The 26998-nt window shown below is 32.7% G+C and carries 24 protein-coding genes; 12 read left to right on the top strand and 12 right to left on the bottom strand.

The window, feature by feature from the left end; translation table 11 throughout:
• Positions 1 to 5: 5 nt before the first annotated feature.
• Both OEA66_RS12500 and OEA66_RS12495 read right to left on the bottom strand, forming a co-directional pair.
• Complete coding sequence (locus OEA66_RS12500) at positions 6 to 455, bottom strand: hypothetical protein (protein WP_267281690.1); 450 nt, start codon at positions 453 to 455, stop codon at positions 6 to 8.
• Positions 456 to 562: 107 nt separating this feature from the next.
• Entirely contained in the window at positions 563 to 1096 is a 534-nt protein-coding gene (locus OEA66_RS12495; RefSeq protein ID WP_267281689.1) for an SRPBCC family protein, read from the bottom strand.
• A gap of 173 nt (positions 1097 to 1269) precedes the next feature.
• On the opposite strand from OEA66_RS12495, the gene OEA66_RS12490 reads away from it, so the two are divergent.
• The 4 genes from OEA66_RS12490 to OEA66_RS12475 all read left to right on the top strand — a co-directional run bounded on the left by OEA66_RS12490 (position 1270) and on the right by OEA66_RS12475 (position 5411).
• A complete protein-coding gene (locus OEA66_RS12490) occupies positions 1270 to 3288 on the top strand; it encodes a M3 family metallopeptidase (RefSeq protein ID WP_267281688.1) in 2019 nt (672 codons plus the stop codon).
• A gap of 190 nt (positions 3289 to 3478) precedes the next feature.
• The gene (locus OEA66_RS12485; protein WP_267281687.1) at positions 3479 to 3889 is read left to right on the top strand and encodes a hypothetical protein; all 411 of its coding nucleotides are present in this window, start codon (positions 3479 to 3481) and stop codon (positions 3887 to 3889) included.
• A gap of 255 nt (positions 3890 to 4144) precedes the next feature.
• Positions 4145 to 4966: a carboxylesterase family protein gene (locus OEA66_RS12480; protein WP_267281686.1), complete on the top strand. Its 822-nt coding sequence runs from the start codon at positions 4145 to 4147 to the stop codon at positions 4964 to 4966.
• A gap of 16 nt (positions 4967 to 4982) precedes the next feature.
• A complete protein-coding gene (locus OEA66_RS12475; protein ID WP_267281685.1) occupies positions 4983 to 5411 on the top strand; it encodes a hypothetical protein in 429 nt (142 codons plus the stop codon).
• Between the two features lie 108 nt (positions 5412 to 5519).
• Here OEA66_RS12475 and OEA66_RS12470 read toward each other — a convergent pair whose 3' ends face one another.
• Positions 5520 to 8387, bottom strand: a complete 2868-nt coding sequence (locus tag OEA66_RS12470) for a M16 family metallopeptidase (protein ID WP_267281684.1) — start codon at positions 8385 to 8387, stop codon at positions 5520 to 5522.
• 187 nt (positions 8388 to 8574) lie between these two features.
• On the opposite strand from OEA66_RS12470, the gene OEA66_RS12465 reads away from it, so the two are divergent.
• The 4 genes from OEA66_RS12465 to OEA66_RS12450 all read left to right on the top strand — a co-directional run bounded on the left by OEA66_RS12465 (position 8575) and on the right by OEA66_RS12450 (position 11996).
• Complete coding sequence (locus OEA66_RS12465) at positions 8575 to 9405, top strand: GLPGLI family protein (RefSeq protein WP_267281683.1); 831 nt, start codon at positions 8575 to 8577, stop codon at positions 9403 to 9405.
• 508 nt (positions 9406 to 9913) lie between these two features.
• Entirely contained in the window at positions 9914 to 10471 is a 558-nt protein-coding gene (locus OEA66_RS12460; RefSeq protein ID WP_267281682.1) for a YdeI/OmpD-associated family protein, read from the top strand.
• Positions 10472 to 10799: 328 nt separating this feature from the next.
• Complete coding sequence (locus tag OEA66_RS12455) at positions 10800 to 11363, top strand: DUF4256 domain-containing protein (protein ID WP_267281681.1); 564 nt, start codon at positions 10800 to 10802, stop codon at positions 11361 to 11363.
• A 246-nt stretch (positions 11364 to 11609) separates the two neighbouring features.
• Positions 11610 to 11996, top strand: coding sequence for an immunity 22 family protein (locus OEA66_RS12450; RefSeq protein WP_267281680.1), 387 nt, complete (start codon positions 11610 to 11612; stop codon positions 11994 to 11996).
• A gap of 17 nt (positions 11997 to 12013) precedes the next feature.
• On the opposite strand, the gene OEA66_RS12445 is transcribed toward OEA66_RS12450, so the two are convergent.
• Together OEA66_RS12445 and polA are read right to left on the bottom strand one after the other, a co-directional pair.
• Positions 12014 to 13000: a hypothetical protein gene (locus tag OEA66_RS12445; RefSeq protein WP_267281679.1), complete on the bottom strand. Its 987-nt coding sequence runs from the start codon at positions 12998 to 13000 to the stop codon at positions 12014 to 12016.
• Between the two features lie 9 nt (positions 13001 to 13009).
• Positions 13010 to 15877: a DNA polymerase I gene (gene polA, locus OEA66_RS12440; protein WP_267281678.1), complete on the bottom strand. Its 2868-nt coding sequence runs from the start codon at positions 15875 to 15877 to the stop codon at positions 13010 to 13012.
• A 387-nt stretch (positions 15878 to 16264) separates the two neighbouring features.
• Here polA and OEA66_RS12435 point away from each other — a divergent pair, with 387 nt between their 5' ends.
• The 4 genes from OEA66_RS12435 (at position 16265) to OEA66_RS12420 (ending at position 19754) form a co-directional block, all read left to right on the top strand.
• A complete protein-coding gene (locus OEA66_RS12435; RefSeq protein ID WP_267281677.1) occupies positions 16265 to 17110 on the top strand; it encodes a prephenate dehydrogenase in 846 nt (281 codons plus the stop codon).
• Between the two features lie 143 nt (positions 17111 to 17253).
• A complete protein-coding gene (locus tag OEA66_RS12430; RefSeq protein ID WP_267281676.1) occupies positions 17254 to 17520 on the top strand; it encodes a DUF2089 family protein in 267 nt (88 codons plus the stop codon).
• 5 nt (positions 17521 to 17525) lie between these two features.
• The gene (locus tag OEA66_RS12425) at positions 17526 to 18098 is read left to right on the top strand and encodes a YIP1 family protein (RefSeq protein ID WP_267281675.1); all 573 of its coding nucleotides are present in this window, start codon (positions 17526 to 17528) and stop codon (positions 18096 to 18098) included.
• Positions 18099 to 18110: 12 nt separating this feature from the next.
• Complete coding sequence (locus OEA66_RS12420) at positions 18111 to 19754, top strand: serine hydrolase domain-containing protein (protein ID WP_267281674.1); 1644 nt, start codon at positions 18111 to 18113, stop codon at positions 19752 to 19754.
• Positions 19755 to 19873: 119 nt separating this feature from the next.
• On the opposite strand, the gene OEA66_RS12415 is transcribed toward OEA66_RS12420, so the two are convergent.
• The 7 genes from OEA66_RS12415 to OEA66_RS12385 form a co-directional block, all read right to left on the bottom strand.
• Complete coding sequence (locus tag OEA66_RS12415; RefSeq protein WP_267281673.1) at positions 19874 to 21292, bottom strand: L-serine ammonia-lyase; 1419 nt, start codon at positions 21290 to 21292, stop codon at positions 19874 to 19876.
• A 272-nt stretch (positions 21293 to 21564) separates the two neighbouring features.
• Positions 21565 to 22911: an ammonium transporter gene (locus OEA66_RS12410; protein WP_267281672.1), complete on the bottom strand. Its 1347-nt coding sequence runs from the start codon at positions 22909 to 22911 to the stop codon at positions 21565 to 21567.
• 139 nt (positions 22912 to 23050) lie between these two features.
• Positions 23051 to 23692: an alpha/beta hydrolase family protein gene (locus OEA66_RS12405; RefSeq protein WP_267281671.1), complete on the bottom strand. Its 642-nt coding sequence runs from the start codon at positions 23690 to 23692 to the stop codon at positions 23051 to 23053.
• A gap of 107 nt (positions 23693 to 23799) precedes the next feature.
• The gene (locus OEA66_RS12400) at positions 23800 to 24411 is read right to left on the bottom strand and encodes a YceI family protein (protein WP_267281670.1); all 612 of its coding nucleotides are present in this window, start codon (positions 24409 to 24411) and stop codon (positions 23800 to 23802) included.
• Positions 24412 to 24489: 78 nt separating this feature from the next.
• Entirely contained in the window at positions 24490 to 25056 is a 567-nt protein-coding gene (locus OEA66_RS12395; protein ID WP_267281669.1) for a YceI family protein, read from the bottom strand.
• A gap of 141 nt (positions 25057 to 25197) precedes the next feature.
• Complete coding sequence (locus tag OEA66_RS12390) at positions 25198 to 26247, bottom strand: glucokinase (RefSeq protein WP_267281668.1); 1050 nt, start codon at positions 26245 to 26247, stop codon at positions 25198 to 25200.
• 113 nt (positions 26248 to 26360) lie between these two features.
• Entirely contained in the window at positions 26361 to 26933 is a 573-nt protein-coding gene (locus tag OEA66_RS12385) for a hypothetical protein (RefSeq protein ID WP_267281667.1), read from the bottom strand.
• Positions 26934 to 26998: the final 65 nt, after the last annotated feature.

Raw genomic sequence — 26998 nt, 5'->3', positions numbered from 1 at the left:
GCTTTTTAAATTACTTCTTCAATCTTCTGATAAATCTTATTCAACGTAAATTCTTCACCGGCCTTCATCCCCATAATCTTTTTTGCCATCGGGCTTTCAGGGGAAATCGCATAGAATCGGTCGCCTTCAAAGAAAAATTCACCTAAAGAAACAGAGATGTAGAAACGAGCTTTATTGGTAATGACTAATGAACCTAATTTTGCATGATCAGATTCAGAATTTAAAACTTTTTTCATCTGTTGCTGCATATTTTTCAGGTTTGCCATTTGTTTATCTAAATGATAAATTTCGTCCTGCATTTCTTCACGAATCGAATCATATTTCGAGGTTTTCTTTACTTCACGGCTCGCTTCCAAAGTAAAATTCAGATAAAATTCTAAAGTTTTCACTTTTCCTGAGAGCATATCTCTCACAAAAACTCTTAAATCATTTTTATTGTAAGTCGCCTTCTGCATAAATCAAATTCTTTTACATAAAGATAATATTTTAATTTAAAACGTAAAATAAAAAAACTGCTTTCAAGTTGAAAACAGTTTCTTATAAATTAAAAAGTATTTCAGTTTTATTTCTCAACCAAAGCTTTCAGATTGGTAAATCCTTCATCATAAGATTTTCCCATTTGATAATCCATCATTGGTCGCATAATTTTCATCCAGGTTTCCTGTTTTGTATCCATACTCCATGTAACTTTTGTTGAATTTCCTTCAGATGTTAAAATGATGTCAGAAATTGCCTGTCCTTCAAAAGGTCTTTTAAAAATCATTTCCGTCTTTTGTTTTTCACCAGAAATCAGTTCTTTTATTTCCTGACAGCCTGCTCCTGCATCATCATTTTTGCTATCCCAACAATACTTATCTCCTACTTCGCCCGGATTTCCGGTATAAGTAACTTTCATGTTTTTGTCTAATTTCATCCACGGATTCCACTCGTTAAAAGCTTTCATTGTGCTGATTTGTTGCCAAACTTTATCTTTCGGAGCATTGATGACCACGGTTTTTTCGTAATGGTAATTTTCACCGAAAGCAAGCATTGCAATTACAGAATACACCACAAACAGAAGGATTAATCCGCCGATAATTTTTAAAATTGTTTTCATAGTTTCATATATTAATTATAGTTTCAAAAATATATATTTTTTCAAAATTTTATCTTTTCCTATGACAAGAATAATTTCAAAATGAAGCATTTTGTCACAAATCTGTGTCAAGGCATCTTATTTGAGTTCAAAATACCATTCAATTAATTAAATTTACCATTAAAAATAAATCAATGAATATTTTAACAGAAAAATTCAGCACTCCATATCATTCTGCACCTTTTAACGAGATAAAAAATGAAGATTACCTTCCAGCTTTCAAAGAATTAATTACCAATTCTGAAGCAGAAATTGACGCAATTATCAACAATTCAGAAGAACCAACTTTTGAAAACGTGATTGAGGCTTTGGCTTTTTCGGGTGAACAACTCGACAGAGCTTCCAATATATTTTTCAATTTAAACTCCGCTGAAACGAGTGACGAATTACAGCAAATTGCTCAGGAAGTTTCTCCGATTCTGACAGAATATTCTTCAAAAATTTCTCAAAATGAAGCTTTATTTAATAAAATTAAAAAAGTTTACGACGAAAGGGAAAAATACAATCTGAACGAAGAACAGCAAATGCTTTTGAATGAAACCTACAAAGGTTTTGTAAGAAGCGGAGCACTTTTAAACGAGGAAGACAAAGAAAAATTAAAGAAAATCAGCATGGATTTATCTTTAAAATCACTTCGGTTCGGGCAAAACGTGTTGGCTTCAACAAATAATTATTTTAAATACATCACAAATAGAGAAGATTTAGCAGGAATTCCCGAAGCCATTTTGGAACAATATGCAGAAGAAGCGAAGGAAAGAACTCTGGAAGGCTGGGTTGTCACTTTGCAATATCCAAGCTACATTCCTTTCATGACGTATGCAGAAAATCGTGAATTGAGAAAGGAAATTGCTTTAGCAAATGGAAAAAAATCTTTTGATGGCGGTGAATTTGACAATCAGAATTTAATAAAAGAACTTCTTACTTTAAAACAGCAAAAAGCAGAATTATTAGGCTACAAAAATTACGCAGACTATGTCTTGGAAGAAAGAATGGCAAAATCTCCAACCAAAGTGATTGACTTTTTAAATGAACTTTTAATTAAAGCCAAACCGTATGCTGAAAAAGAAATCGAAGAATTAAAAGCTTTGGCAAAAACAGACGGAATCGATGAAATGCATGGTTACGACCACGCTTTTTATGCAGAAAAACTCCGTAAAGCAAAATATGACCTGAATGATGAGGAATTAAAACCGTATTTTCCATTAGAACAAGTTCAGGAAGCTGTTTTTGGATTATCAAAACAACTTTTCGGGTTGACTTTTGTTGAAAGAAATGATATTCCTAAATATCATGAAGACGTAAAAGTTTATGAAGTCAAGGAAAATGGTGAGTACAAATCTTTATTATATGTTGACTATTTCCCAAGAAAAGGTAAAAGAGCCGGAGCTTGGATGACGAGCTACAAAAATCAGTATCAAAAAGACGGAGAAAATTCTCGTCCGCATATTTCTATCGTTTGTAATTTCAACAAACCGACAAAAGATACACCTAGTTTATTAACGTTTCAGGAAGTAACAACATTGTTTCACGAGTTTGGTCATGCACTTCACGGAATGTTGGCAAATACGCAATATCCAAATTTATCCGGAACTTCTGTGAAATGGGATTTTGTAGAATTACCTTCTCAGTTCCTTGAAAATTTCTGCTACGAACCTGAATTTTTGAAAACTTTTGCCAAACATTATAAGACAGGAGAAGTTTTACCGGACGAAAAAATTGAGAAAATCGCACAGTCGAAAAACTTTATGGAAGGTTATCAGACTTTGAGACAAATCGGTTTTGGATTGTTGGATATGAATTACCATTCTAAGGTTGCAGAGTTGGAAGGTTTGAGCGTGAAAGAGTTTGAGGACAATTACACCAAAGCAACTCAGCTTTATCCTGTAAACCCTGAAACAGCGATGAGCCCAAGTTTTTCACATATTTTTCAGGGTGGATATTCTGCGGGATACTACTCTTACAAATGGGCAGAGGTTTTGGATGCCGATGCTTTCCAATATTTTAAAGAAACCGGAATTTTTAATGCTGAAACCGCTGCAAAATTTAAAGTTTTACTTTCTTCGGGCGGAACGAAAGATCCTATGGAATTGTATAAGAATTTCAGAGGAAGCGAGCCGAAAGTGGAGAGTTTGCTGAAGAGAGCGTTTGGGTAGGATTAAAAAAAATAAATTTAAAACTCCAGAAGGATGAAAACTTTCTGGAGTTTTTTTGTTAAAGCTTTTAACCCATTAGAAAATTTGAAGGAAGTGATTCGATTATTGAAAGAATACATAAGCTTTTTAAAATCTTTAGTTTTATCATTAATATATTATAAACATCATTATTTTTGACGAAACCATGACTATGAAAATTTTATTACTATTCTCATTATTATCTTCCGTTATAATTTATTCTCAAAGAAGGAATTATTTCCCCGATTCAGATAAAACACCTAATTGTAATTTAATAAAAAAAGGGAATTTTACAAGAAATGAAAAAGGAAATAACTCATTTAAAGTTAAGGTTCGTAAAAATCGAATGACTGAAATTTTTGGCAAAAATGATATTATCGTAGAAAGTAAACTGAAAATGCCCAATAAATGCAAATTTGAAACTGAAATAATAAAGATTAAAACAAAACTCAAAGATGATTTTATTTATATTGGTAAGAAAACAAAATATGAAATTGTAGAAACGGGAAAAAATTCTATTATTTATGAATATTGGTGCAATGAAGGAAGAAATATTTGTACAGAAATTTTACAAAAAGAATAAACTTTAAAAGTATTTCTTATTTTTCATTGAAAAATAAAATTTTCAATCCAAAAAAACTAAAAATCATACTTTGAAAAAAGTAATCTTTACATTATAATATTTCACAAACAAAAAGTTGAATTTATTGTAGTGAGTTGAGAAGATGACAAAAATCTTAGCCCAGATTGCAGTGAAAATCCTTTTTTTGCAAAAAAAAGATTGCAACGAAAAGCGGGAAAAAGCTCCAAATAAAAATTCAACCAATCTTAAAAAATTATGAAATTCAAAATACTTCTTTTATTAATTTTCACCATCAATCAAGCTTTTGCACAAAAGAAAGAATTTCGGGATACAAAAGTTGATACGCTTACTTTTTTGAATAATAGAAAATTATTAAACAGTTTAAATACCAATCAATTTCAAAAGAAAATATTTGCAGAAAACGACATTACAATTCCCTATCGGTTTTTAATGCCTAAAAATAACCTCATCAATCAAAAATACCCCTTGGTTATTACCCTTCATAATTCTACAAGGATCGGAAATGATAATGAAAACCAATTGGAACCATTCGCTAAAATATGGTTACGAGATGAAATTTATACGAAATTTCAATGTTATGTTGTAGCGCCACAATTTAATAAGCGTTCTACAAATTATGAGATCAATGGGGAAGGAATTCAGGTTTCAAAACCTTCCAACGAGGTTGTTACTTTATTGAGATTAATAAAAGATCTTGAAAAAGGATATCCCAACATTGATACAAACAGAATCTACTTAATTGGCTATTCAATGGGTGGTTCGACCGCTCAAAATCTTATGAATTTGCAACCCAAACTATTTGCAGCAACTGTTTCTGTTGCCGCTGTTCCGGATTTTTCAAATCTTGATAAAATTAAAGAAAAAAACATTTGGCTGATTCACGGAGAAAAAGATATCGAAAATCCTTACATAGGCAGCGTTGAATTGTATAATAAACTTTCTTCCAACAAAAATTTGATTTTTACAACTTTCACAAATCTTCATCATAATAATATTGTAATCCAGTTTTTAGTAACAGATGAAATCCCCAAATGGTTATTCGGAAAACGCAGGTAAACAAAAAATGATTAAAATGAAAAATTATTTACTTTTTAAGGTTATTATTTTCATCGGAGGTTCCTTAGCTTTCATAAGTTCTTGTAACAATTCTAAATCCGACCTTGCAGACTTCAATGTTTTTATTGAAAAATTTAAGAAAGACAGTACTTTTCAAAGTCAGCACATTAGTTTTCCTGTGATGGAAAATTATTCAGACGAAGATTTTCCGCTGGACATTCTTCAAAGAACGATTTATAAAGATAACTACACTTTTATTGACATAGAAAATGATGTCCCGAAAGAATTGAGAAACAAAGATTTGTATGATGTTCACATTAATCAAATTCAAGACACTGTTTACTATCAAAAGTTTGGAAAAAACAACAGCATCAATATTACGTATAAATTTCAACGCATTCAAAACACATATCGTTTGATTGAAATAGAGGATTTGACAAATTAATCAATCTTAATTTCATCACTCTGATTGTGTTTTAATTATTCCTTTCATTTAATTAAACTAAAAATAAAAGCCGGAAGAAATTCCGGCTTATTTTATATAAATTATTTTTTAATATCCAAAAATTTCTTCCAAACCAAGTTCTTCAAAACTTCCCATTTCATTCACAGCATCCATATTCAGATTTTCTTTTTTTCCGATAATGGCAGTATTAAAATGAATCGGTTTAATTTGAGTTTGATAAAAATCTTTCACATCATTAAACTTCAGATTTTCAATTTGGCTGTAAATATCTTTTCTAAAATCATAATCGATTCCAAGTTTTTTCAATCGTAATGTATTAAAGAAAATATTGGTTCTCGTAATTCTGGCTGATGCAATCTGTTTTAAGGCCGAATTTTTAGCATTTTCAAACTGCTCCGGAATTTCAGGAAGCTCATTCATCAATTCGGTCATTGTATCAACTGCAATTTGCAGTTTATCCGGCTGAGTTCCGATGTAAGTTGTAATATAATCGGGATGCGCCAGTTCAGAATTTGGTGAATAAGAAACATAAGCCGAATACGCCAAACTTTTACTTTCACGGATTTCCTGAAAAACAATTGACGATAAACCGCGACCGAAATATTCATTAAAAACATTAATCTTTCCGAAGTTTTCAGGATTTACATTTTGGCCTTTTCCGATTTTGCTCATTTCCATCTGAACCATATCATAATCGGTGAAATAAACCGTTCCTGTTGTTTCCTGTTCAGGATATTTTTTAGGTTCCGGAATTGTAAATCTTTCATCAACAATATAATTCGGAATGTAATTCTTAAAACTTTCAAAATCTTTTCCGTAAAAGAAAATCTGATAAGTAAAGCCGAATAACTTTTTCATTTTATCTGTAAAACCTTTCACATTAGCATTTTCCAGCTGCTCTTTTGATATGATATCTAAAAATCTCGATGTTTTTCCAAGCTTCGTGTAGGTTGTCAGAGCGGTCATAATGCGGTTTTTGTCTTTTTTCGCCGCTTCACGGTTTTCCAAAACAGTTTCCACAAACTGATTGTAAATTCCCTGATCAGGTTTTAGTTCAGACATCCAGTGTTGTAAAAGAGAAATTCCTTTTTCAAGATTTGATTCCAGTCCGCTTAAAGAAATAGTTAGTTGATTAGAGCTTGTTTTAAAATCATTGGTAATCCCGATTTTGAAGAACTCCTTTTTTAAATCTTCGGGCGAAAATTTTTCTGTTCCTAAATATTGTAAAATCTGTGTAGAAATCCCTAAATCTCTGTCGTGGTCGCTTCCAAAAGGAAAAATAAAATGAACCTGAGCAATTTCATTATATTTATTTTTAACAAAACTCAGTTTCTTATTCTGAATTAAATCAGTTTCAATTTCTTTCTGATAATCAATAAATTCTGGCTGAATATCTTCCGTTTTATCATTTAAAATTTCCTTCAGAAACTCAGATTGTGCTTCACGATTGATTTTTATTGGTGTAATTCCAGGATTATCAACTCTTAAAAGCTGATCATTCACGCCTTTTTCTTTATTGATAATAACATAGTTATCTTTGAAAAAATCATTAGCAAAATCGACGACATCCTGTTTTGTAAACGAAGCATATTCATCCATTTCACTCAGTTCTTCATCCCAGGTTTTTCCTTTAATGTAAGTATCGTAAAGGTTTGTAGCAAGACCTTCCGCCGTTTCAAGACCTTTTAATCGTTGTAATTTAAAATCATTGATGATTGCTGGAAGCATCCAATCGGGGAAATCTCCTTTTTTTAATAATTCAATCTGCTCCAACATCATTTCTTTAGCTTCCGATAAAGTCTGATTTTCTTTTGGAACTGCAACCACAGAAAAATACCCATATTCTTTTAAACCTAAAGAATACGCTTGAGCCCAAAGCATTTTTTGAGTCTGATTGATATTTAAATCTAAAATCCCCGCTTCTCCTCTATTGCTTAAAATATTGGCTGTAACATCAGCAAGCATTGCTTCTTTTGTACCATAACTATCAGTTCGCCAAGCCATCTGAATTCTCGGTGTTGTAGGACTTTTTACCGTTCTTTCGACAATTTCAGTCAAAGGTTTTTCTATAATTAAATTTTTCTTTGGCAATTCTTTGTACGGAATTGCCCCAAAATACTCATCAACCAAAACAACAGTTTCCTCAAAATCTAAATCTCCAACCAAAACGATTGCATAGTTATTGGGAACATAATATTCATCAAAATACTTGTGAATTGCCTTCATTGAAGGATTTTTAAGATGTTCAGGATCTCCCAAAGTCGTTTGCTGACCATTTGGATGAGTTGGGAAAAGTGCATCCATCAATTCATAATTCACCAATCGGGAATCGCTATCCTGTGCTCGGTTGAACTCTTCATAAACAGATTCCAATTCTGTATGAAAAAGCCTTAAAACCATTTCCGAGAAACGTTCTTTCTCGATTTTCAGCCACTTTTTAAGCTCGTTATTGGGAATATTATTTTTATAAACCGTTTCGTCAAACCAAGTATGTGCATTCGTTCCGGTTGCTCCCAAAGAAGAAATAGCTTTGTCATATTCATTGGCAATCGCATATTGACTCGCTTCCTGAGAAATTTCGTCTATTTTTTTATAGATTTCTTTCTTCAGTTCGGGATTTTGTTCAGCTTTATGTTTTTCGTATAAATCTGAAATTTCTTCAAGTAAAACTTTCTCTTTTTCCCAATTATGAGTTCCTATTTTTGACGTTCCTTTAAACATCATGTGTTCGAGATAATGCGCCAAACCTGTATTGTCAGAAGGATCATTATTACTTCCAGTTCTTACCGGAATAAAAGTCTGAATTCTCGGTGCGTCGAAATTTTGGGCAAGAAAAACTTTTAACCCATTATTAAAGGTATAAATTCTTACTTTATTTTCGTCGTTGGTAATGGTGATATAGTCGTAATTATTTTTATCAGTATGATGTATTTCTCTGTACGTTTTGTCAGTCATATTTTCATTTTACAAGCTCTAAGGTTATAGAACATCTTACAAATTTACGGAATCAAAAAAGAAAAGCGAACTCCCATCATCATCATTTAAAAAATAGATGATAAAAACTATTCTTTATAAAAAATTTGCGAGATAAATTAAGTCCTTTTAAGGAGAATTTCTTTATCTTGTCATATAAAATTTTGAAATGAAAAAAGCAGGATCTATTTTATTGATTTTATCATTAAGCTTAGCTAAAGCCCAAACTCACCGTTTTTTTTACGAAGTGAAATACAAAGAAGATTCTACGCAAGCTAATTATCAAAAAGCTTTTACCGTTTTAGATATTAATCCTGACGAAACCAAATATTATGATAATAGTTTTTTAGAAAAAGATTCTGTAAATAATATAAATAAATCTCAAAATACAAACTGGACTGCACAAATTCCAGTTACAAGAAAGAAAAACTCCAGCAAAAACATCAATTTTGCTTTTGCCGGAGATCAATTATATTCTTATTCTACAGAAGATCCGGTAGAATGGAAATTATCTGAAGAAACTAAAAAAACTGCTGACTTTAATCTTCAAAAAGCTACAACCAATTTTGGCGGAAGAAAATGGACAGCATGGTTCACAAAAGAAATTCCGTTTTCTGAAGGCCCTTATAAATTCAAAGGTTTGCCGGGTTTGATTATTTCATTGGAAGACAGCCAAAAGCAATTCAGTTTCTCGTTAATTAAAAGCAAAAAATTAGATCAAACTTACGACACAAAAAATATTCTTGAAGTACGATATGGAGATAAACCTCTTAATGTTTCGGAAAAAATATTCATTAAAAAGTCATTAGAATATTACGAAGATCCTTATCAGGAGGATCGCATTAATTTAAAGAAAGGCAATACCATCATAGAAATTGACGGAAAAAAATATACAAACGCAAGTGATTTGATTCCACTTATAAAAAGTGAGCAGGAATATATCAGAAAACAAAACAACCCGATTGAGCTTAATAAAGCGATAAGATATCCTATGAAATAAAATTTATTAAATGTTTGATTCTATTTTTTCCTATTTTATTCCAGCGACGATCTTATCATTGATTATTTCTGTCATTTATTTCTTTTTTGAAAAGAGAAAAATCATTGAAACTTACACCGAATCAAATTCAAAACATCTAAAAAATATCAGTGGACTTATTATTTTAAATGACGGATTTTTGAGCAAAAAAATTCTGTCTTTTAATTTTGATTTACTCATCAATGACAATACAATTTTTATTTTCCCTAAAAGTTTTTATTTTATTCCGATTCGAAAAATAAATTTAAATTTTTCAAATTCTTCTAAAAAACTTACGCGTTCTACCCTATTACTCAGAGAAATGATCATGAATAATCACAGTGTTGATTTAGTATCCTATCCTAACTATTTACATTCAAAAGGCCATATTATTCGTTTACAAAATCTCACAAATGAGCAGATTTCAATTTTTGAGGAAATAAAAAAAAATAAAATTTATTAGATTTACATAAACATATTGTAAATAAAAATGTCTGCAACCTTCTTCCCAACACCACAAGATTTCAGAAATTGGCTTGAGAAAAACCATCAAACTGAAAAAGAATTATTGGTAGGTTTTTATAAAGTCGGAACCAAAAAACCTTCAATGATTTGGTCTGAATCTGTTGATCAAGCTCTATGTTTTGGCTGGATTGACGGCGTGAGAAAATCGATTGATGAGGAAAGTTATAGCATCCGTTTTACACCAAGAAAACCGACAAGTATTTGGAGCGTTGTTAACATCAAAAAGATCGAAGAACTTATAAAAGCCGGTCTAATGAAAAAAGAAGGTCTTGAAGCTTTTAAACTTAGAAAAGAAGATAAATCAGGAATTTATTCACACGAAAAAGAACCTTCTCAACTTACACAGGATTACGAAAAACAATTTAAAGCCAATAAAAAAGCCTGGGATTTTTTTGAAAAACAAGCTCCATCTTATAAAAAGGTGATAATTCATTGGATTATGAGTGCAAAACAGGAGAAAACAAAGCTTTCACGTCTTGAAAAAACAATTAATGAAAGTGAAAAAGAGCAGCGGATTTTGTGAATATCTATTTTAAATCATCAGTCACTTTATGATTCCTTCGGAATCTAAACTACTTTATTTTCAGTGAATTGAAATTCTTAGGAAATAACAAACAGTACGTTAAAAACTCATTAAAATTTACGGACATTCATTACTTTTTTAATACAATCTACTTATTTTTGTCATTTTGACATATAATCTTTCTCATGTATCGCTGTATCATCGCTGTATCCTTTCTGTACTCTCGTCATAAAATCCTAATTCAGAATAATATTTCACTTATGTCAAATTGTCAGTAATGTAGAATCGGAATTTTTATTTAATTTTAAAACTCATTCAATTCAAAGAAATGGCAGCTAAAAAACAAATTTCCACAGAAGAAAGTATAGAACTTATACAGATACTCAAAAAACGTTTTGAAAAAAACATAACCCATCACGAAAAACTAGACTGGTCAAAAATTGAGGAAAAATTAAATTCAAACCCCTCAAAATTATGGTCACTCAATGAAATGGAAATTTCGGGAGGAGAACCCGACGTCGTAGATTATGATGAAAAAACAGATGAATATATTTTCTTCGACTGTTCCGCAGAAAGCCCTAATGGAAGAAGAAGTTTTTGCTACGACCGTGAAGCTCTGGATTCCCGGAAGGAAAACAAACCTCAAAATGATGTAATGACAACCGCCAAACAAATGGGTGTTGAAATTCTTTCAGAAGAACAATATCGTTTTTTGCAGACTTTAGGAGAGTTTGATTTGAAAACTTCCAGTTGGGTCAAAACACCAAAAGAAATAAGAGAATTGGGTGGGGCTATATTCTGTGACCGTCGTTATAATACTGTTTTTGTATATCATAATGGAGCTAATTCTTACTATGCAGCAAGAGCTTTTAGAGGAGTTTTGAGAGTTTAGGTTAAGTTTATATAATATTTCCTCCAGTTTGAGTGTTTTTAGGAATGAAATGAAGAAAAATGTATCGAGAACTAGTCAACTTTTCACCGAATATACTTACCAACATTCAAAAAAAATCGAAAAGTTCTCGATACGATTTTTTCAAAATTTACTCGAACTGACGTTGAATATATTTTACTTCTCAAAAACTTTCAAACTTTTTATATAAAAACTATTATCATACCTTTGCGCTTCAAAAAATTAGACATGAATACACAGATTTTAGATTTTTGGGTAGGAAATTTCAGAACGGAAGAAGATTTTTTCCAGTTTGTAGAAGAAGATGAGAATTATTACATCGAAGAAGAATCTGATGACACCTATATTTCAAAATTTGCGGAATCGCAGGATACTGTTTGGTTTGATCAGGATTTAATGGAATACGGTTTTGAGCAAAGCATCCAGCATTTTTCTGAATATTCTTTTGCCGAGCAATGGCTTCCGGTTTTATACAACAGAATCAACGAAATGAATCTGAAATTTGATATTAACTCTCTCGTTTTTGTAAGTCAAGGACAAATTCCACAACCAAAATCTGTAGAAAATGACGAACTTTCTTTGGTTTATGTGGGTGGAATTGAGTTTGAATATTAAGATTTGAAATCCTTAATTTACTTTTTTACAACATCGTAAAAGTATGGCGGTCTTACCCCCATCGGATAAACTACAAATCGACCTTTATTAGAAAAGAAAGTAATAAAACCATCTTCTTTAGATTCATTTGGATAAAATATTACTTCAGCAGATTTTATTTTTGATGAATTTTCTTCAATTTCCCCAATTTCATAATGGTCAAAAATGAAAGGGTTATTTGTAGGGAAATCGTAGTAGACAATCTCTTTTTTAGTCAAATCTATGCTTGCATTTTGTTCTTTATCTAAAAACAATTGATGATCTCTCAAGTAATTTTCGATATCATTTTTATTTTTAAATGGGATAAAGGAAGCTTCCGGATCAGCAAACAAAATATCATTCAACCGATCAACTTCCAAGCCTAGTAAAGTAAGCTTTTTTTGGTCTAATCTGAAATAGAAATAAAATTGCTTCTTTTGATTTTTGCTTATTCCTATCGCCCAAAAATTACAGAGCTTCTCCAGTTTTTTATATTTATTAAAAAAAGATGGTGGATGAGAATTGTAAGAATTATCAAAATTTTCCAGCAAAAAATTGTTCTTATTTTTCTGTACAAAAAAACCTGTTTTAGAAAATTTAAAATCACCTAAATATTCAGGAAAATCTTCAAACTTTACATTATTTTCAAATAAATCTGTATTCAGCCAATCTATTTCATATCCTATTTCTTCAAGAGCACTGATAATAGGATAAGGACCGTCATGATAATACATGATCATTCCCAAATCTGCATCAATATATTTATTGATATTTTTCTTCTGATGAGAATTAAAATCTTTTACAAAATCTTTAAAAATAGCTATAGAATCAGTTTCTTTTTTCACAGAATCTGTGACCGAAATTTCAGTTTTTTCTACTTTTGGAACTTCAACAATATTTTTATTATTCAGGTAAAAATAAATGATTAGTGGTACTATTATTACAATACCCAGAATAATAAAAATATATGCCTTAGTTCGGTTCATTCTATTTTGTTAATGCGCTTCCAGCCAGTTCTTCCCTACTCCCACTTCAACCAATAACGGAACCTGCGTTTCAATAGCATTTTCCATTTCTGTTTTAATGATATGTGTAGCAACTTCTACCTCATCAATGGGAGATTCAAAAATTAATTCGTCATGTACCTGAAGGAGCATTTTGGTCTGCAATTTTTCTTTTTCTAATTCTTTTTGAATTTTAATCATTGCCAGTTTCACAACATCTGCGGCACTTCCCTGAATGGGAGCATTTACGGCATTTCTTTCGGCATGAGCCCGCACCACAAAATTTCCGGAATTGATGTCTTTCAAGTGACGTTTTCGTCCTAAAATTGTTTCTACATAACCGATATCACGAGCTCTTTTCACTTGCTCCGCCATATATTCTTTCAATTTCGGATAGGTTTCGTAATACGCTTCGATCATCTGCTTAGCTTCAGATCTGGATAATCCGGTTTGTTCTGCCAACGCAAAAGCTCCCTGACCGTATAAAATTCCAAAGTTGACCGTTTTTGCTTGTCCACGCTGCGTTTTTGAAACCTCTTCCAACGGGATATTAAACAATTTAGCAGCCGTGGAAGCGTGAATATCTTTGCCATCCTGAAAGGCTTTGATCATATTGTCTTCACCAGAGATTTCGGCAATTAAACGCAGTTCAATCTGCGAATAATCGGCAGAAATAATTTTCTTTCCTTCTCCTGAAACAAACGCTCCACGGATTTGCTGACCTCTTAATGTACGGATTGGAATATTCTGCAAATTAGGATTCACACTCGCCAAACGACCTGTTGCAGCCGTAGTTTGTGAGAAATTGGTATGTACACGGTTATCATCTTTATCAATCTGTGATGGCAATGCATCCACATACGTAGATTTCAGTTTCTGATACGTTCTGTATTCTAAAATATGCTGAATGATCTCGTGTTTTGAAGACAATTTTTGCAATACATCTTCCGACGTTGCATACTGTCCGGTTTTTGTCTTTTTGGCTTTCGGATCAAGCTGCATTTTTTCAAACAATACATCTCCCAATTGCCTTGGTGAATTCATATTAAATTCTTCACCAGAAATTTCAAATATTTTTGATTCTAACTGTCTTAAATCATTCTCAAGGTCGATACTTTCCTGAGCGAGCCATTTTTCGTCCAGAGAAATTCCTTCGAGTTCCATTTTAGCCAACACTTCCATCAAAGGCATTTCGATGTTGTAGAAAAGATCTTCAAGGTTTTCTTTTTTTAATTGCGGCGCAAACAATTCATATAACTGGAAGGTCACATCAGCATCTTCGGCTGCATAATCCGTCTGCGTTCTTAAATCTGCATCTCTGAAATTTCCTTGATTTTTCCCTTTTTTACCGATAATTGTTTCAATAGAAACAGGTTTATAACCTAAATAAACTTCAGAAAGATAGTCCATTCCGTGTCTTCCGTCAGGATTCAAAAGATAATGCGCAATCATCGTATCGAACATAGCTCCTTTTACGGTCATGTTGTACTGTTTCAGAACTTTGTAATCGTATTTTAAGTTGTGCGCAATTTTAATTAAATCTTCTTTTTCAAAAAATGGTCTGAAGATTTCCAAAGTCTGTAAAACTTCACCCTGATCTTCAGAAAGCGGAATATAATAGGCTAAACCTTTTTTGTAGGAAAAACTCATTCCCACCAATTCAGCTTCCAGTTCGTTTAATGAAGTAGTTTCTGTATCAAAACAAACGGCTTTTTTTTTCAAAAGATTCTGAACTAATATTTTCTGTGCTTTCGGATTATCTACAAACTGATATAAATGATCGTTTTCTGCAATCGTAGATTTTGTGGAAGTTGCCTGATCGAGCTCTTCATATGTCGCAAAAAGATCAAGCTGACCTACATTTTTGGAAACTTTCTGTTGTGGAGTTTCAGCGATTTGTCCATCCACTTCTGTAATGGTTACACCATTCTGGGAAACAACGGTTGTTTTTACCGAAATTGTTTCTGAAGGCGCAAATGCCCGGTAAAGATTTTCGTATAATCTTCTGAATTCGATTTCATCAAAAATCACTTTTACTTTTTCAAAATCAGGAGTTTCGAGATCGTATTGTTCTTGATGAAATTCTACGGGTGCATCACAAATAATGGTTGCTAATTTTTTAGATAATATTCCGCGTTCGGCTGAAGCTTCTATTTTTTCTTTTATCTTACCTTTCAACTGATGAGTATTGGCTAAAAGATTTTCAATGCTTCCGTATTCTTTGAGGAATTTCATCGCTGTTTTTTCACCAACACCATCCAATCCCGGGATATTATCGACAGCATCACCCATCATTGCGAGATAATCAATGACTTGTTTCGGATCTTCGATTTCGTATTTAGCTTTTACTTCTTCTACACCTAAAATTTCGATTTCGCCGCCTTTTAAACCTGGTTTATAAATTTTGATTTTATCGGTAACCAATTGAGCAAAATCTTTATCAGGTGTCACCATAAATGTGGTATAACCTTCTTTTTCCGCTTTACAAGCAAGAGTTCCAATTAGATCATCCGCTTCGTAACCTTCCACACCCATGTGAGGAATATGCATGGCATCCAAAATCCGGTGAAGATATGGGATTGCAACCCTGATAGCTTCGGGAGTTTCGCTACGATTAGCTTTGTATTCTGCGAAATCATTAGTTCTGATACTTGCCTGACCGACATCAAAGACAACAGCTAAATGAGTTGGTCTTTCCCTTCTGATTAATTCGATCAAAGAATTGGTAAAACCAAAAATTGCGGATGTATCAATTCCGGTACTGGTAATTCTCGGACTTCTAATCAATGCGTAATATCCTCTGAAAATCATCGCATAAGCATCGATGAGAAAAAGCCTTTTATCTTGTGTTGCCTCCATATTTTGAATAATGAACAAATATATGAAATCGGGATGAGTGGCCAAACTGAGAAATCATATTGATTATTTTTAGAATCGTCAGTTCGAGTGAAATTCTGAAAGAATTTTGTATCGAGAACTTTTTAGTAAATCAGTTCTCGATACATTTTTTCTGCGTTTCACTGCGAAAAAACACTCGAACTGACGAATTAAAAACAATTTCTTAGTCATAAGAAATGCATTCAAAAGCAACGATATTTTCAAAAAAATTCTTACATTCGCTTTGTGATTACAAACAAAATCTATTATTACGGAATTTTTAACTCAGATTTGGGATAAGGATTTCTTGTATATATAACTAAAACCTCGTCCTTTGGCGGGGTTTTTTATTTTTTAAATTTGAATAAAATGAAAATAAGTATCATTGGTGTAGGATTAATCGGCGGCTCGATTGCCTTAAAATTAAAACAGAAAAATATCGCAGATTTCGTTTACGGAATCGATAATAATATTGAAAACCTTGATGAAGCTTTAGCTTTAAATATCATCAACCAAAAATCGGATTTAGAAACCGGAATTAAAAATTCTGATTTAGTAATCATTGCTATTCCTGTAGATTCTGCGAGAAAAATTTTGCCCGAAGTTTTAGATTTAATCTCAGATCAGCAGACCGTAATGGATGTTGGTTCAACAAAATCAGGAATTGTAAATGCTGTAAAAAACCATCCTAACAGATCACGATTTGTGGCTTTTCACCCGATGTGGGGAACGGAAAACAATGGTCCGAAATCTGCCATTGCCGAAAGTTTTTCAGGAAAAGCCGGAGTAATCTGCAACCGTGAAGAATCTGCAGAAGATGCTCTACATGTTGTAGAAAATATTGTCAACAATCTTGAAATGCACACTATTTACATGAATGCCGAAGATCACGATGTTCACACTGCTTATATTTCTCATATTTCTCATATCACATCATATGCTTTAGCAAACACGGTTTTGGAAAAGGAAAAAGAAGAAGATACGATTTTTCAGTTGGCGAGTTCGGGTTTTTCGAGTACGGTGCGTTTGGCAAAATCTCATCCTGAAATGTGGGTTCCAATTTTTAAGCAAAATAAAGAAAATGTACTCGATGTTTTGAATGAGCATATTACCCAGTTAAGAAAATTCAAGTCGGCTTTAGAAAAAGATAATTTTGAATATATTGAAGAATTAATTCATAATGCCAACAAAATCAGAGGAATACTGGATAAATAATTCTCTTAAATCGATTAAAAAATTGTTAGACTTCCATATATTTGGAGGTCTATTTTTGTTTTTAAATCAAAACATTATTTAACTTTATTAAAAAATATTTTAACTTTATTAAAAATAATATTACATTTGTAAAAACAAATTCAATGAAACTGCCAATAATTTGTCCTAGTTGTGATCACACACTCAATGTAAGCCAGATGAAATGTCCCGATTGCGGAACCAATGTAAATGGTGATTATGAGCTACCGGTTTTCTTAAAACTGCAAAGGGATGAGCAGGACTTTATCTTAAACTTTTTTCTTTCCAGCGGAAGTATAAAAGAAATGGCGAAACAGGCAGAGCTTTCTTATCCTACTATGAGAAATAAAATGGATGACCTCATCAAAAAAATTGATCAACTAAAAAAATGAAACACATGACCTTGAAAACTATTTTTAATCCTTTTGAAAAATTTGATGAAAAAATTCTGTTAGCTATTGGGATTATTTTTTTCATAATTACCATCCCGTTATCCTATTTTACAGAAAGTTGTTTCATAAGCATTTACAGAATTGCACCTTTCAAAACGATTCATCTTTATGATTTAATTATCCCAACTTTTATAAGTTTTGCAGCGATGATTGCTGTGTTGTTTTTGCTAGGTAAAGTATTTTATCGGAAAACACGATTGATTGATATTGCAAATGCCGTGTTAATTTCTCAAATTCCTCTTATTATTCTTATTCCTTTAGAAAAATTTGATTTCATCAAACAATCAATAGAAACAGTAACAAACTATCAGAGCCATCCGACAGAAATATTTCCTTTTGTAGATTTTTTAGTGATGATTTTATTTACAATAGCTAATATAGGTTGTCTGATATACAGTGTAGCTATTTTTTACAACGGATTCAAAACAGCAACAAACATCAAAAAATGGCAACAAACAGTGATTTTCTGCATTGTAACATTTCTTACGGTAATATTATGCCAAATACTTAACAACTAAACACTTATCTTAATGAAAACCAAACTATTATTAGTGCTTATTTTATTAGCACAGATTTTCTATGCCCAAGAAATAACAGGCTCTTGGAAAGGAGAACTTGACTTAGGACAGGTATCACTTCCTCTTATTCTGAATATCAGCAAAGAAAACAACGAGTACGTTTCTACCGCACAAAGTCCAAAACAAGGAAATGAAATAATGCCGGTTGACAAAACAGAATTCATCAACAATGAATTAGTTTTTGAAATGAAAGCTTTAGGCGCATTGTACAAAGGTCAGTTTAAAAAAGACCATTTCGAAGGTACTTTTACACAAAATTCGAAGTCTTTTCCCATGAATCTTTACAAAGATGACGGTAAAGAACAACCTAAACCCAAAGATATAGTAATTACCAAAGATCTCGAAAAAACAGCAATTAACACCGAAAAAATTGATGATTTTATAAATTACATTACCAAAAACAAACAGGGAATCGGAAGCGTTACGATTTTTAAAGAAGGTAAAAAAATTTATGAGAACAATTTTGGACAGGATCAGATACCAAATGCAAAGTTTGATTCAAATACAGCATATCAGATTGGATCCATCAGCAAATTGGCTACTGCCGTTATGCTGATGCAACTGGAAGAAAAAGGTAAAATAAGCCTGAAAGATAAACTATCAAAATATTATTCAGACATTCCTAATGCCGATAAAATCACCTTAGAGCAATTGATGAATCATACAAGCGGATTAGGAGATTATGCCGGATCATGGTTATTTAAAAAGCCAGTAGGTGATAAAGCAATTTTAGATACCATAAAAAAGAACGGCGTTGAGTTTCAACCCGGAGAAAAAGAGAGATATTCAAATTCAGGATATTATCTTTTAAGCAGAATTTTAGAGAAAGTTTCTAAAAAACCATACCATGTTTTATTAAAAGAAAATATTACAAGTAAAGCCGATATGAAGAATACTTTTTCGGTTTTAGACAATAAAAAAAACATATTCAAATCTTACGAAAACACAACCGGAAAATGGGTCGAGATAGAAGATTTTGATTTCCGCAACTGTATCGGTTTAGGCGACATAACTTCTACAACGTATGATATGAATTTATTTATCAACGCTTTATTTGATTATAAATTTATCAAAAAAGAAACATTAGACAGAATGCTTCCGAAAGATGAAAAACCATTTGGGCTAGGCGTAATGAGAGTACCGTTTTATAATAAAATTTCTTACGGACATGGTGGTGACACAGCCGGAACGCATTCTTTGGTTTCTTATAGCCCTTCTGAAAAGTATTCTATTTCGATGATTGTAAACGGTGAGGGATTATCACACCGAAAATTATTTATAGGAATCATAAGTCTTATTTATGATCACGAATATGAATATCCTAAATTCAATGAATTAAAGAAACTTCCGGAAAATGAATTGAAAAAATATGAAGGAGATTATCATTCTAAAGAGCCTAAACTAGATTTTAAAATCTTTGTAAAAGACGAAAATCTTTTTGCCCAATTAGCAGATCAACCTTCATTTCCTTTAGAATTTGTTGAAGGGGACAAATTCAAATATGATAACGCAGGTGTAGAAATTATTTTCTCTCCGGAAAAGAAACAATTAAGCCTTATCCAGAATGGAAATACATTGGTTTTCAACAAGAAATAACCTCTCATTAAAAAAGATACGTACGTTTAATAAAAATGTGCGCATCTTTTAACGAAAACGTGCGCACCTTTTAATCAAAAGATGCGCACGTTTTTATATTAAGTTACTTATCTTCTATTTTAACACTCCGGAACGTTCACTGCAATTGCCAATCCGCCTTCTGAAGTTTCCTTAAAACGGTCATTCATCGACAATGCAGTTTCCCACATCGTCTGAATCACCTGATCTAAACTTACTTTAGCTTTCGCAGGATCACTTTCTAATGCAATATTCGCTGCAGTAATCGCTTTTATAGCGCCCATCGTGTTTCTTTCAATACATGGTATTTGCACCAATCCTTTAATAGGATCACAAGTTAAGCCCAAATGATGTTCCATTGCAATTTCTGCAGCCATTAAAACCTGACCTACGCTTCCACCAAGAATTTCCGTTAAACCTGCTGCTGCCATTGCTGAAGAAACTCCTACTTCTGCCTGACAACCACCCATTGCTGCTGAAATTGTTGCATTTTTCTTAAATAAAGTTCCAATTTCTCCTGCAACCAGAATAAATCTTGCAATATCATCATCACTTACCGCCTCTGTAAAAGCCTGAGAATACATCAAAACTGCCGGAATTACGCCACTTGCACCATTGGTTGGTGCCGTAATAATTCTTCCGAAACTCGCATTCTCTTCATTTACAGCCAGTGCAAAGCATGAAATCCATTTATTGATATTAGTGAAGTTTTCTTCAGCATCAACCACCTGCTGAAACCACTCGTCTTTATTTTTATAAATTTTATCTCCTAAAAGCTTTCTGTTGATTCCTGCTGCTCGACGGGTAACATTGAGTCCTCCTGGTAAAACACCTTCTTTGTTTACACCTTTATAAATACATTCTTTAATCTGTTCCCAAATGTAAAGTGCCTCTTTTCTTGTTTCATCTTGCGTTCTCCAGCTTTCTTCATTGATTAAAATTAAATCTGACATTTTATCGAAACCTAATTTCTCACAATATTTTACGATATCTGAACCATGATGACAAGGATATATGGTACGAACACATTGTTTCTCAATCGAGTTTTTCTCCTGACTCATGATAAAACCTCCACCGACAGAATAAAAATCCTGCACAAGCTCGGTTCCGTCTTCAAAAATTGCTTTGAAAATCATTCCGTTTGGGTGATAGTCGAGTGTTTGAGACATATTTAGAACCAAATGATGCCCGTAAACAAAGGGGATTTCTTTTTCTCCGCCAAGATTAATGATTTGAGATTCTTTAATTCTATCTACAATTTCATCAATCTTTGTAGTATCGATAGTTTTAAAATCTTCACCATTTAACCCCAACATACCGGCAATGTCAGTTCCGTGACCAATTCCTGTTTTTGCCAACGAACCGAAAAATTCCAGAAAAACTTCTTTTACTTCAGCAATTGCTTTTTCTCTTTTTATAATTCTAATAAATGCCGATGCTGCATTCCACGGCCCCATTGTATGTGAACTTGAAGGACCTATTCCTACTTTAATTATCTCAAATACAGATATTGACTCCATATATATTTTCCATTTTCAAGAAGAGCAAATATACACGATAAATTGTAAAGAAACGAAATGTCAGAAATGGTTTATCGCTAAATCTAAAGCCAACAAATTTCCCATTTTATAAACATCTCTTTAACTCTGCGCAAACTTCGTAGCCCGACTTGAACGGAGCTCTTTTTGCCTTCGCTTCGTTCCGGCAAAAAGCGGGAGCCCTTCGACAAGCTCAGGATAAATTACAGGCAGATAAAGCTGCACAAATGAAATCGTCTCTAATTATGATAACTTTACCATTTCAAACTTTCTTCATGCTGAGACATATCTAAACCTATATTTTCTGATTCTTCCGAAACTCTTAACGTAATAATACTGTCAGTAATTTTATATAGAAGCATAGAACCAAAAAATGCAAAAAGAGAAACTAAAATTAACGCAATCATGTGATGCGCAAAAACTCCGAAACCGCCGTGAAGAAGGCTTGCATTTTCACCATGTGCAAAAATTGCTGTAAGAATCATTCCCATAATTCCTCCTACTCCATGACAGGCAAAAACATCAAGGGTATCATCTATCTTTTTTAAAGCCTTCCAGTTGACCATGATATTAGAGACAATTGCCGAAATAAATCCAATAAAAATACTTTCCTGAATAGAAACAAAACCACAACCAGGCGTAATTGCCACCAAACCGACAACCGCACCAATACAAGCTCCCAATGCAGAAACCTTTCGTCCGTTGATTCTGTCAAAGAAAATCCAGGTCATCATTGCGGATGCCGAGGCGATTGTTGTTGTTCCAAAGGCAATTGCTGCCGTTGCATTTGCGCTTAAAGCTGAACCCGCATTAAAACCAAACCATCCAAACCAAAGCATTCCTGTTCCGAGGATTACATAAGGAATATTCGAAGGTTCATGATGCGGATTTTTTCTTCGTCCTAAAACAATTGCTCCCGCCAAAGCTGCAAAACCTGCACTCATGTGAACAACTGTTCCACCTGCGAAATCTTTAACTCCGAAAAATTTATTTAAAAGTCCATCCGGATGCCAAACCATGTGACAAAGCGGCGTATAAATGAAAAGACTAAAAAGAACCATGAATACCAAGTACGAAATAAAACGAACTCTCTCAGCAAACGAACCCGTAATTAAAGCCGGAGTAATCACTGCAAATTTCATCTGAAACAAGGCAAACAAAACAAAAGGAATGGTTGATGCCATTGCTTTGTGCGGGTAAACACTTACATGATTAAAAAAAGGATAGGTAAAAGGATTCCCGATAATTCCGTAATGAACTCCATCGATTTCAAAGCCAATTGATTCTCCGAAAGAAAGAGAAAAACCAACGACAATCCATAAAATAGAAATCACACCTAAAGCGATAAAACTTTGAAGCATCGTAGAAATCACATTTTTCTTTCCGACCATTCCACCGTAGAAGAACGATAAACCAGGTGTCATCAACAGAACCAAGCCTGCTGCAGCCAAAATCCAGGCTACATCTGAACCTACGATTTCTTTTTCACTGAGAAAATTTCCTGTATTGGGAATATCAACATCCGGACTGAAGAATAAACTGCCAATTGCTACGATGCAAATGATGACAAATGAAACTTTCCATTTTAAACCAACTTTCATAAGAGTTTTTATTTTAATGCTAAATGAAATTCTTGCAAATTTCACTGGTTTTATTTCCAACCCCTCAAAATTAAAAATAAATTTTATAAAAACATCAAATAAAACAAATAACCCCTACAAATTTAGTAGTATTTTAAAATTAAATAAAAATTTTATTTAAAAGTAATGAAACTTCTTTGTGTTTAGTTGCCGGAAAAAGATGGGTTCCACCTTTTATAATATAATCCGGTTTTGAATTTTTGAGCGGAAAAACAATATCCCGGTCACCCATAATCTGAATAATGTTATTTTTCTGCTCAAATTTCCATTCTGAAATACGTTGAACAGACCATTTCAGATAATAAGGATCGGTCACTCTAAAATATTGATTGACTTTAGGGTTTTTAGGATCAAAAAAGTTCCTGAAAACAGAATACTTTTCGAAATTGTTAAGATTAAAAAAATTAACAGGAATATATTTAGGAATCTTAGTAATCTCTCCCACCTTGATTAATCTTGATTTTTCTTTATCAGATTTGATACTTCCCAGAATCACTACTTTTTCTGCAGCTTTAATTAGATTAATTTCCTGAACCATAATTCCTCCAAAAGAGTATCCTAACAAATAAAAAGGTTCCGAGGTATCAATTTTTTCAGCCATTCTTTCAACATAAGAATTGAAAGATTCATCATTTTCGGGGATTAGCCAATCAATAAAAACCACTTCATGCTCTTTTGGAAATTGTAAGCGTTCCAAAACTTTAAAATCTGCACCAAGACCACTTATTACATATATTTTCACTGGATTTTATTTAAATTTTAAAACTATTCAACAGCATTGATTTAGCTAAAATAAAAAAAGACCGCTTATTTAAAAGCAGTCCTTCCTATTTTATAAAAATTTTAACCTTATAAAGGTCTTTCGTTATCAACTTTTTGAGTAGAAATCTTGAATTGAATATCCATTTCGTCTTTGATGAAATAATCTTTCAAAGAATTCTGATAGAAAATTCTGAAATCTTTTCTGTTTAAAGAGAATTTAGAAGATTCGATTTCTACTGTAAATTGAGTAACATGCGCATTTGCAGGGAAAGAAATCGTCTTTCTGATATTTTTAATCGTGATATCACCTACAATTGTTGAGTTGTACTCACTGTTTGCAAGAGGAATGATTTTTTTTAAGTGAAATTTAGCAGTCGGGAATTTTTTTACTTCGAAGAAGTTTGTTCCTTTCAATTCGTTGGTTAGTTTTATTTGGTCATCTCCCGAAACATCAGCAACAACAAGGCTTCTCATGTCGATTACAAACTCACCGTCTACCAAAACAGTTTTATCGAAATTAAATTTACCGCTTTTCAGTTTTAAACTTCCGTAATGAGAGGTAGCTTTAGTTTTTACAACTTTGTGTCCCCACCATTTTATCTCGGATGTTATCACTTTTGAAATTTTATCTCCTTTTTTTTGAGCAAAAACAAATGATATGCTTGTACACATCATAACAAACAATAGTAATCTTTTCATTATTTTTTATTTACAATTCAACAAAAATAAAAAAAAGTGTAGAACTTCTACACTTTTAATAATATTTTTTTGAATAAATTATTTTGCGCTCACCTTTACAGTCATATCTATCTCATCTTTCACAAAAACATCTTTCATAGAAGATTTGTAAGCAACATCAAATTTTTGTCTGTCCCAAGAGAATTTATTAGACTCTAAACTTACTACTCCGTTTGCATAATTTACTTTTGCAGGGAACGAAACCTGATTTGTTTTTCCTTTTACTGTAAGATTTCCAGTTACAAGCTTATTGTAAACTTTATCACTGTTTTTCTTTACCGATGTAATTTTAAAACTTGCTGTTGGAAATTTTTCAACTTCAAAGAAATCTCCGTTTTTTAAATGACCATTTAATTTTCCTTGATATTCACCCGAAAGATCTGTTGCATTAATTGAAGTCATATCTAAAACGAAATCTCCTCCTACAAGCTCATTACCTTTCATAATCATGTTACCCGACTTTACTTTCACAGTACCATCATGAGAGCTAGATTCAGTTTTAGCAACTTTATAACCCCACCAATGTACATCTGAGCTTACTACTTTTTTTGCCTGTCCGAATGCTAAACCACTAGCTAAAACTGCTAATAAGAATATTTTTTTCATTGTAAATTTTTAAATTGTTTATTAAGCTGCAAATGTAATTATCTTATTTAATAATTCATCTTGATGTACATCAATAAATATAATAATTTTCATGACTAAAATCAGGCATAAAAAAACTCCGAATTTCTTCGGAGTCTTGTTTTATTCTGTAAAATAAGCGGTATAAAGTGCCGCACCATTAATACTTGTACTGTCTGTATTGACCAAATGGATCGGAATGTTTTTCAACATATCTTCCATCTTATCACTGATTTTAAATTTCTCGTAGAATTTATCTTTATCGATATATTCTCTGATAATTTGTGGAATATCTCCTGCAATCAGCAATCCTCCCGTAGCTTTAAGCTTTAAAGTAAGGTTATTTGCTTCTCTTGCCAAAAACTCTAAAAATGTATCCAAAGCAATTTTGCAGATCATCGCATCTTCATGCATCGCAGCTTTAAAAATCTCTTCTGTGAAATTTCCGTTTGCTAAACGTTCTGAAAGCCATTCCGGTTCAGGATGTCTTTTTACGTCTCTCAAAAATCTGTAAATATTAAATAAACCTGTTTTTGAAAGTACATTTTCCCAGCTTACAATTCCGTAGATATTATTTAAAAACTGATAAAATTCTACCTCAACATTAGTTCTTGGTGAAAATTCAGAATGACCACCCTCAGTTGCGAAAGGTCTTAAATATTTTCCGTCAAAGAAATATCCTGCTTCTCCCAAACCATTTCCTGGTGCAAGAATAGCAACATTCCCTTTTTCACGGTGATCTCCGGTGTAAATTGCATCCAGTTCAGAATCATCCAAAAGACCAATTCCATAAGCCGCAGCTTCCTGATCATTCAACATATAAACCTTTTCAAAACCAAATTTGCTTTGATATTCTTCTACATCTAAATGCCAATTTAATCTTGCAGGATGACTTTTTCCGTCAAGTACAGGTCCCGGAACCGAAATTCCCAATCGCTGAACATTCTCAAGATTTGATTCCTGAATAAACGCTGAAAGAACGTCTGCAAAAGACGAATATTCTTTGGTAGAATAGTTATTTTTAAATTTAAGTTCTATCCCGGAATTTCCTGAAGTATAATATGCAATCGTTGTCACATCTTCTCTCAAGTTAGCTCCTATAATAGAAACATTATCATTATTGGTGTTTTTTACTCCCGGTAAATAGAGAGGAAATTTTGGATTTAAGTTCATAATCACAAATTTTATCAAATATAATAATTGTTTTGGTATTTCGTGTATGGTAACAGAAAACCTTTTCAAAAACTCGAAAAGGTTTGGCTAATAACTGATTATATTTTATATAATTATTTCCCTAAAGGAATATTGTATGAAAATCCCGCTCCGATACTTCCCACATTATAGTCTTGAGAAGCCGGTGCAGCAATATCTCCGTTGCTACCTGCGAAAACTTTTTGATATTGAAGGAAGAAATTCCAGTCTCTGTTGTGGTAACCAATTTCCGGTTTTAGATAGAAACCTCCATCCGGTCTGTTAACAGTAGAATTGGTTGCTACTTTTTCATCACCTACTAAAAATCCGTAACCTAAATCGGCTCCGAAATAAAATCCTGTCTGCTTAGGATAAACTCTGAAAAGTGCAGCTACAGGAACTACTCCTACGTCATTATTTGTATATCCGTTATTATTTTTCCCAAAATAATGAGTATATCCTGTCGCAATACCTAAACCGAATCCCGGAGTAATTAAATTCTGGTACGCTACATCTACTCCAACTGCAGCAGAAAGGTTATCTGAAGGAACTGCAATACCTGCAGTTGCCCCTACTTTAATCATATTATTCATCTGAGCACTTTGCGCACTTACTAATCCCGCTGTCAAAATTCCCGCTCCTAAAATAGCTTGCTTAAACATTTTCATAACTCTGATTTTTTAAATTTTACTGGTTGCGAGATGTAAAAATCATGCCAAAACTTTTTATTTCA

Origin of the sequence: Chryseobacterium luquanense (assembly GCF_026460945.1) — a bacterium.
Lineage (GTDB): Bacteria > Bacteroidota > Bacteroidia > Flavobacteriales > Weeksellaceae > Chryseobacterium > Chryseobacterium luquanense.
The sequence above is the reverse complement of the archived record's forward strand: the minus strand, read 5'-3'. Positions and strand labels throughout refer to the sequence as shown.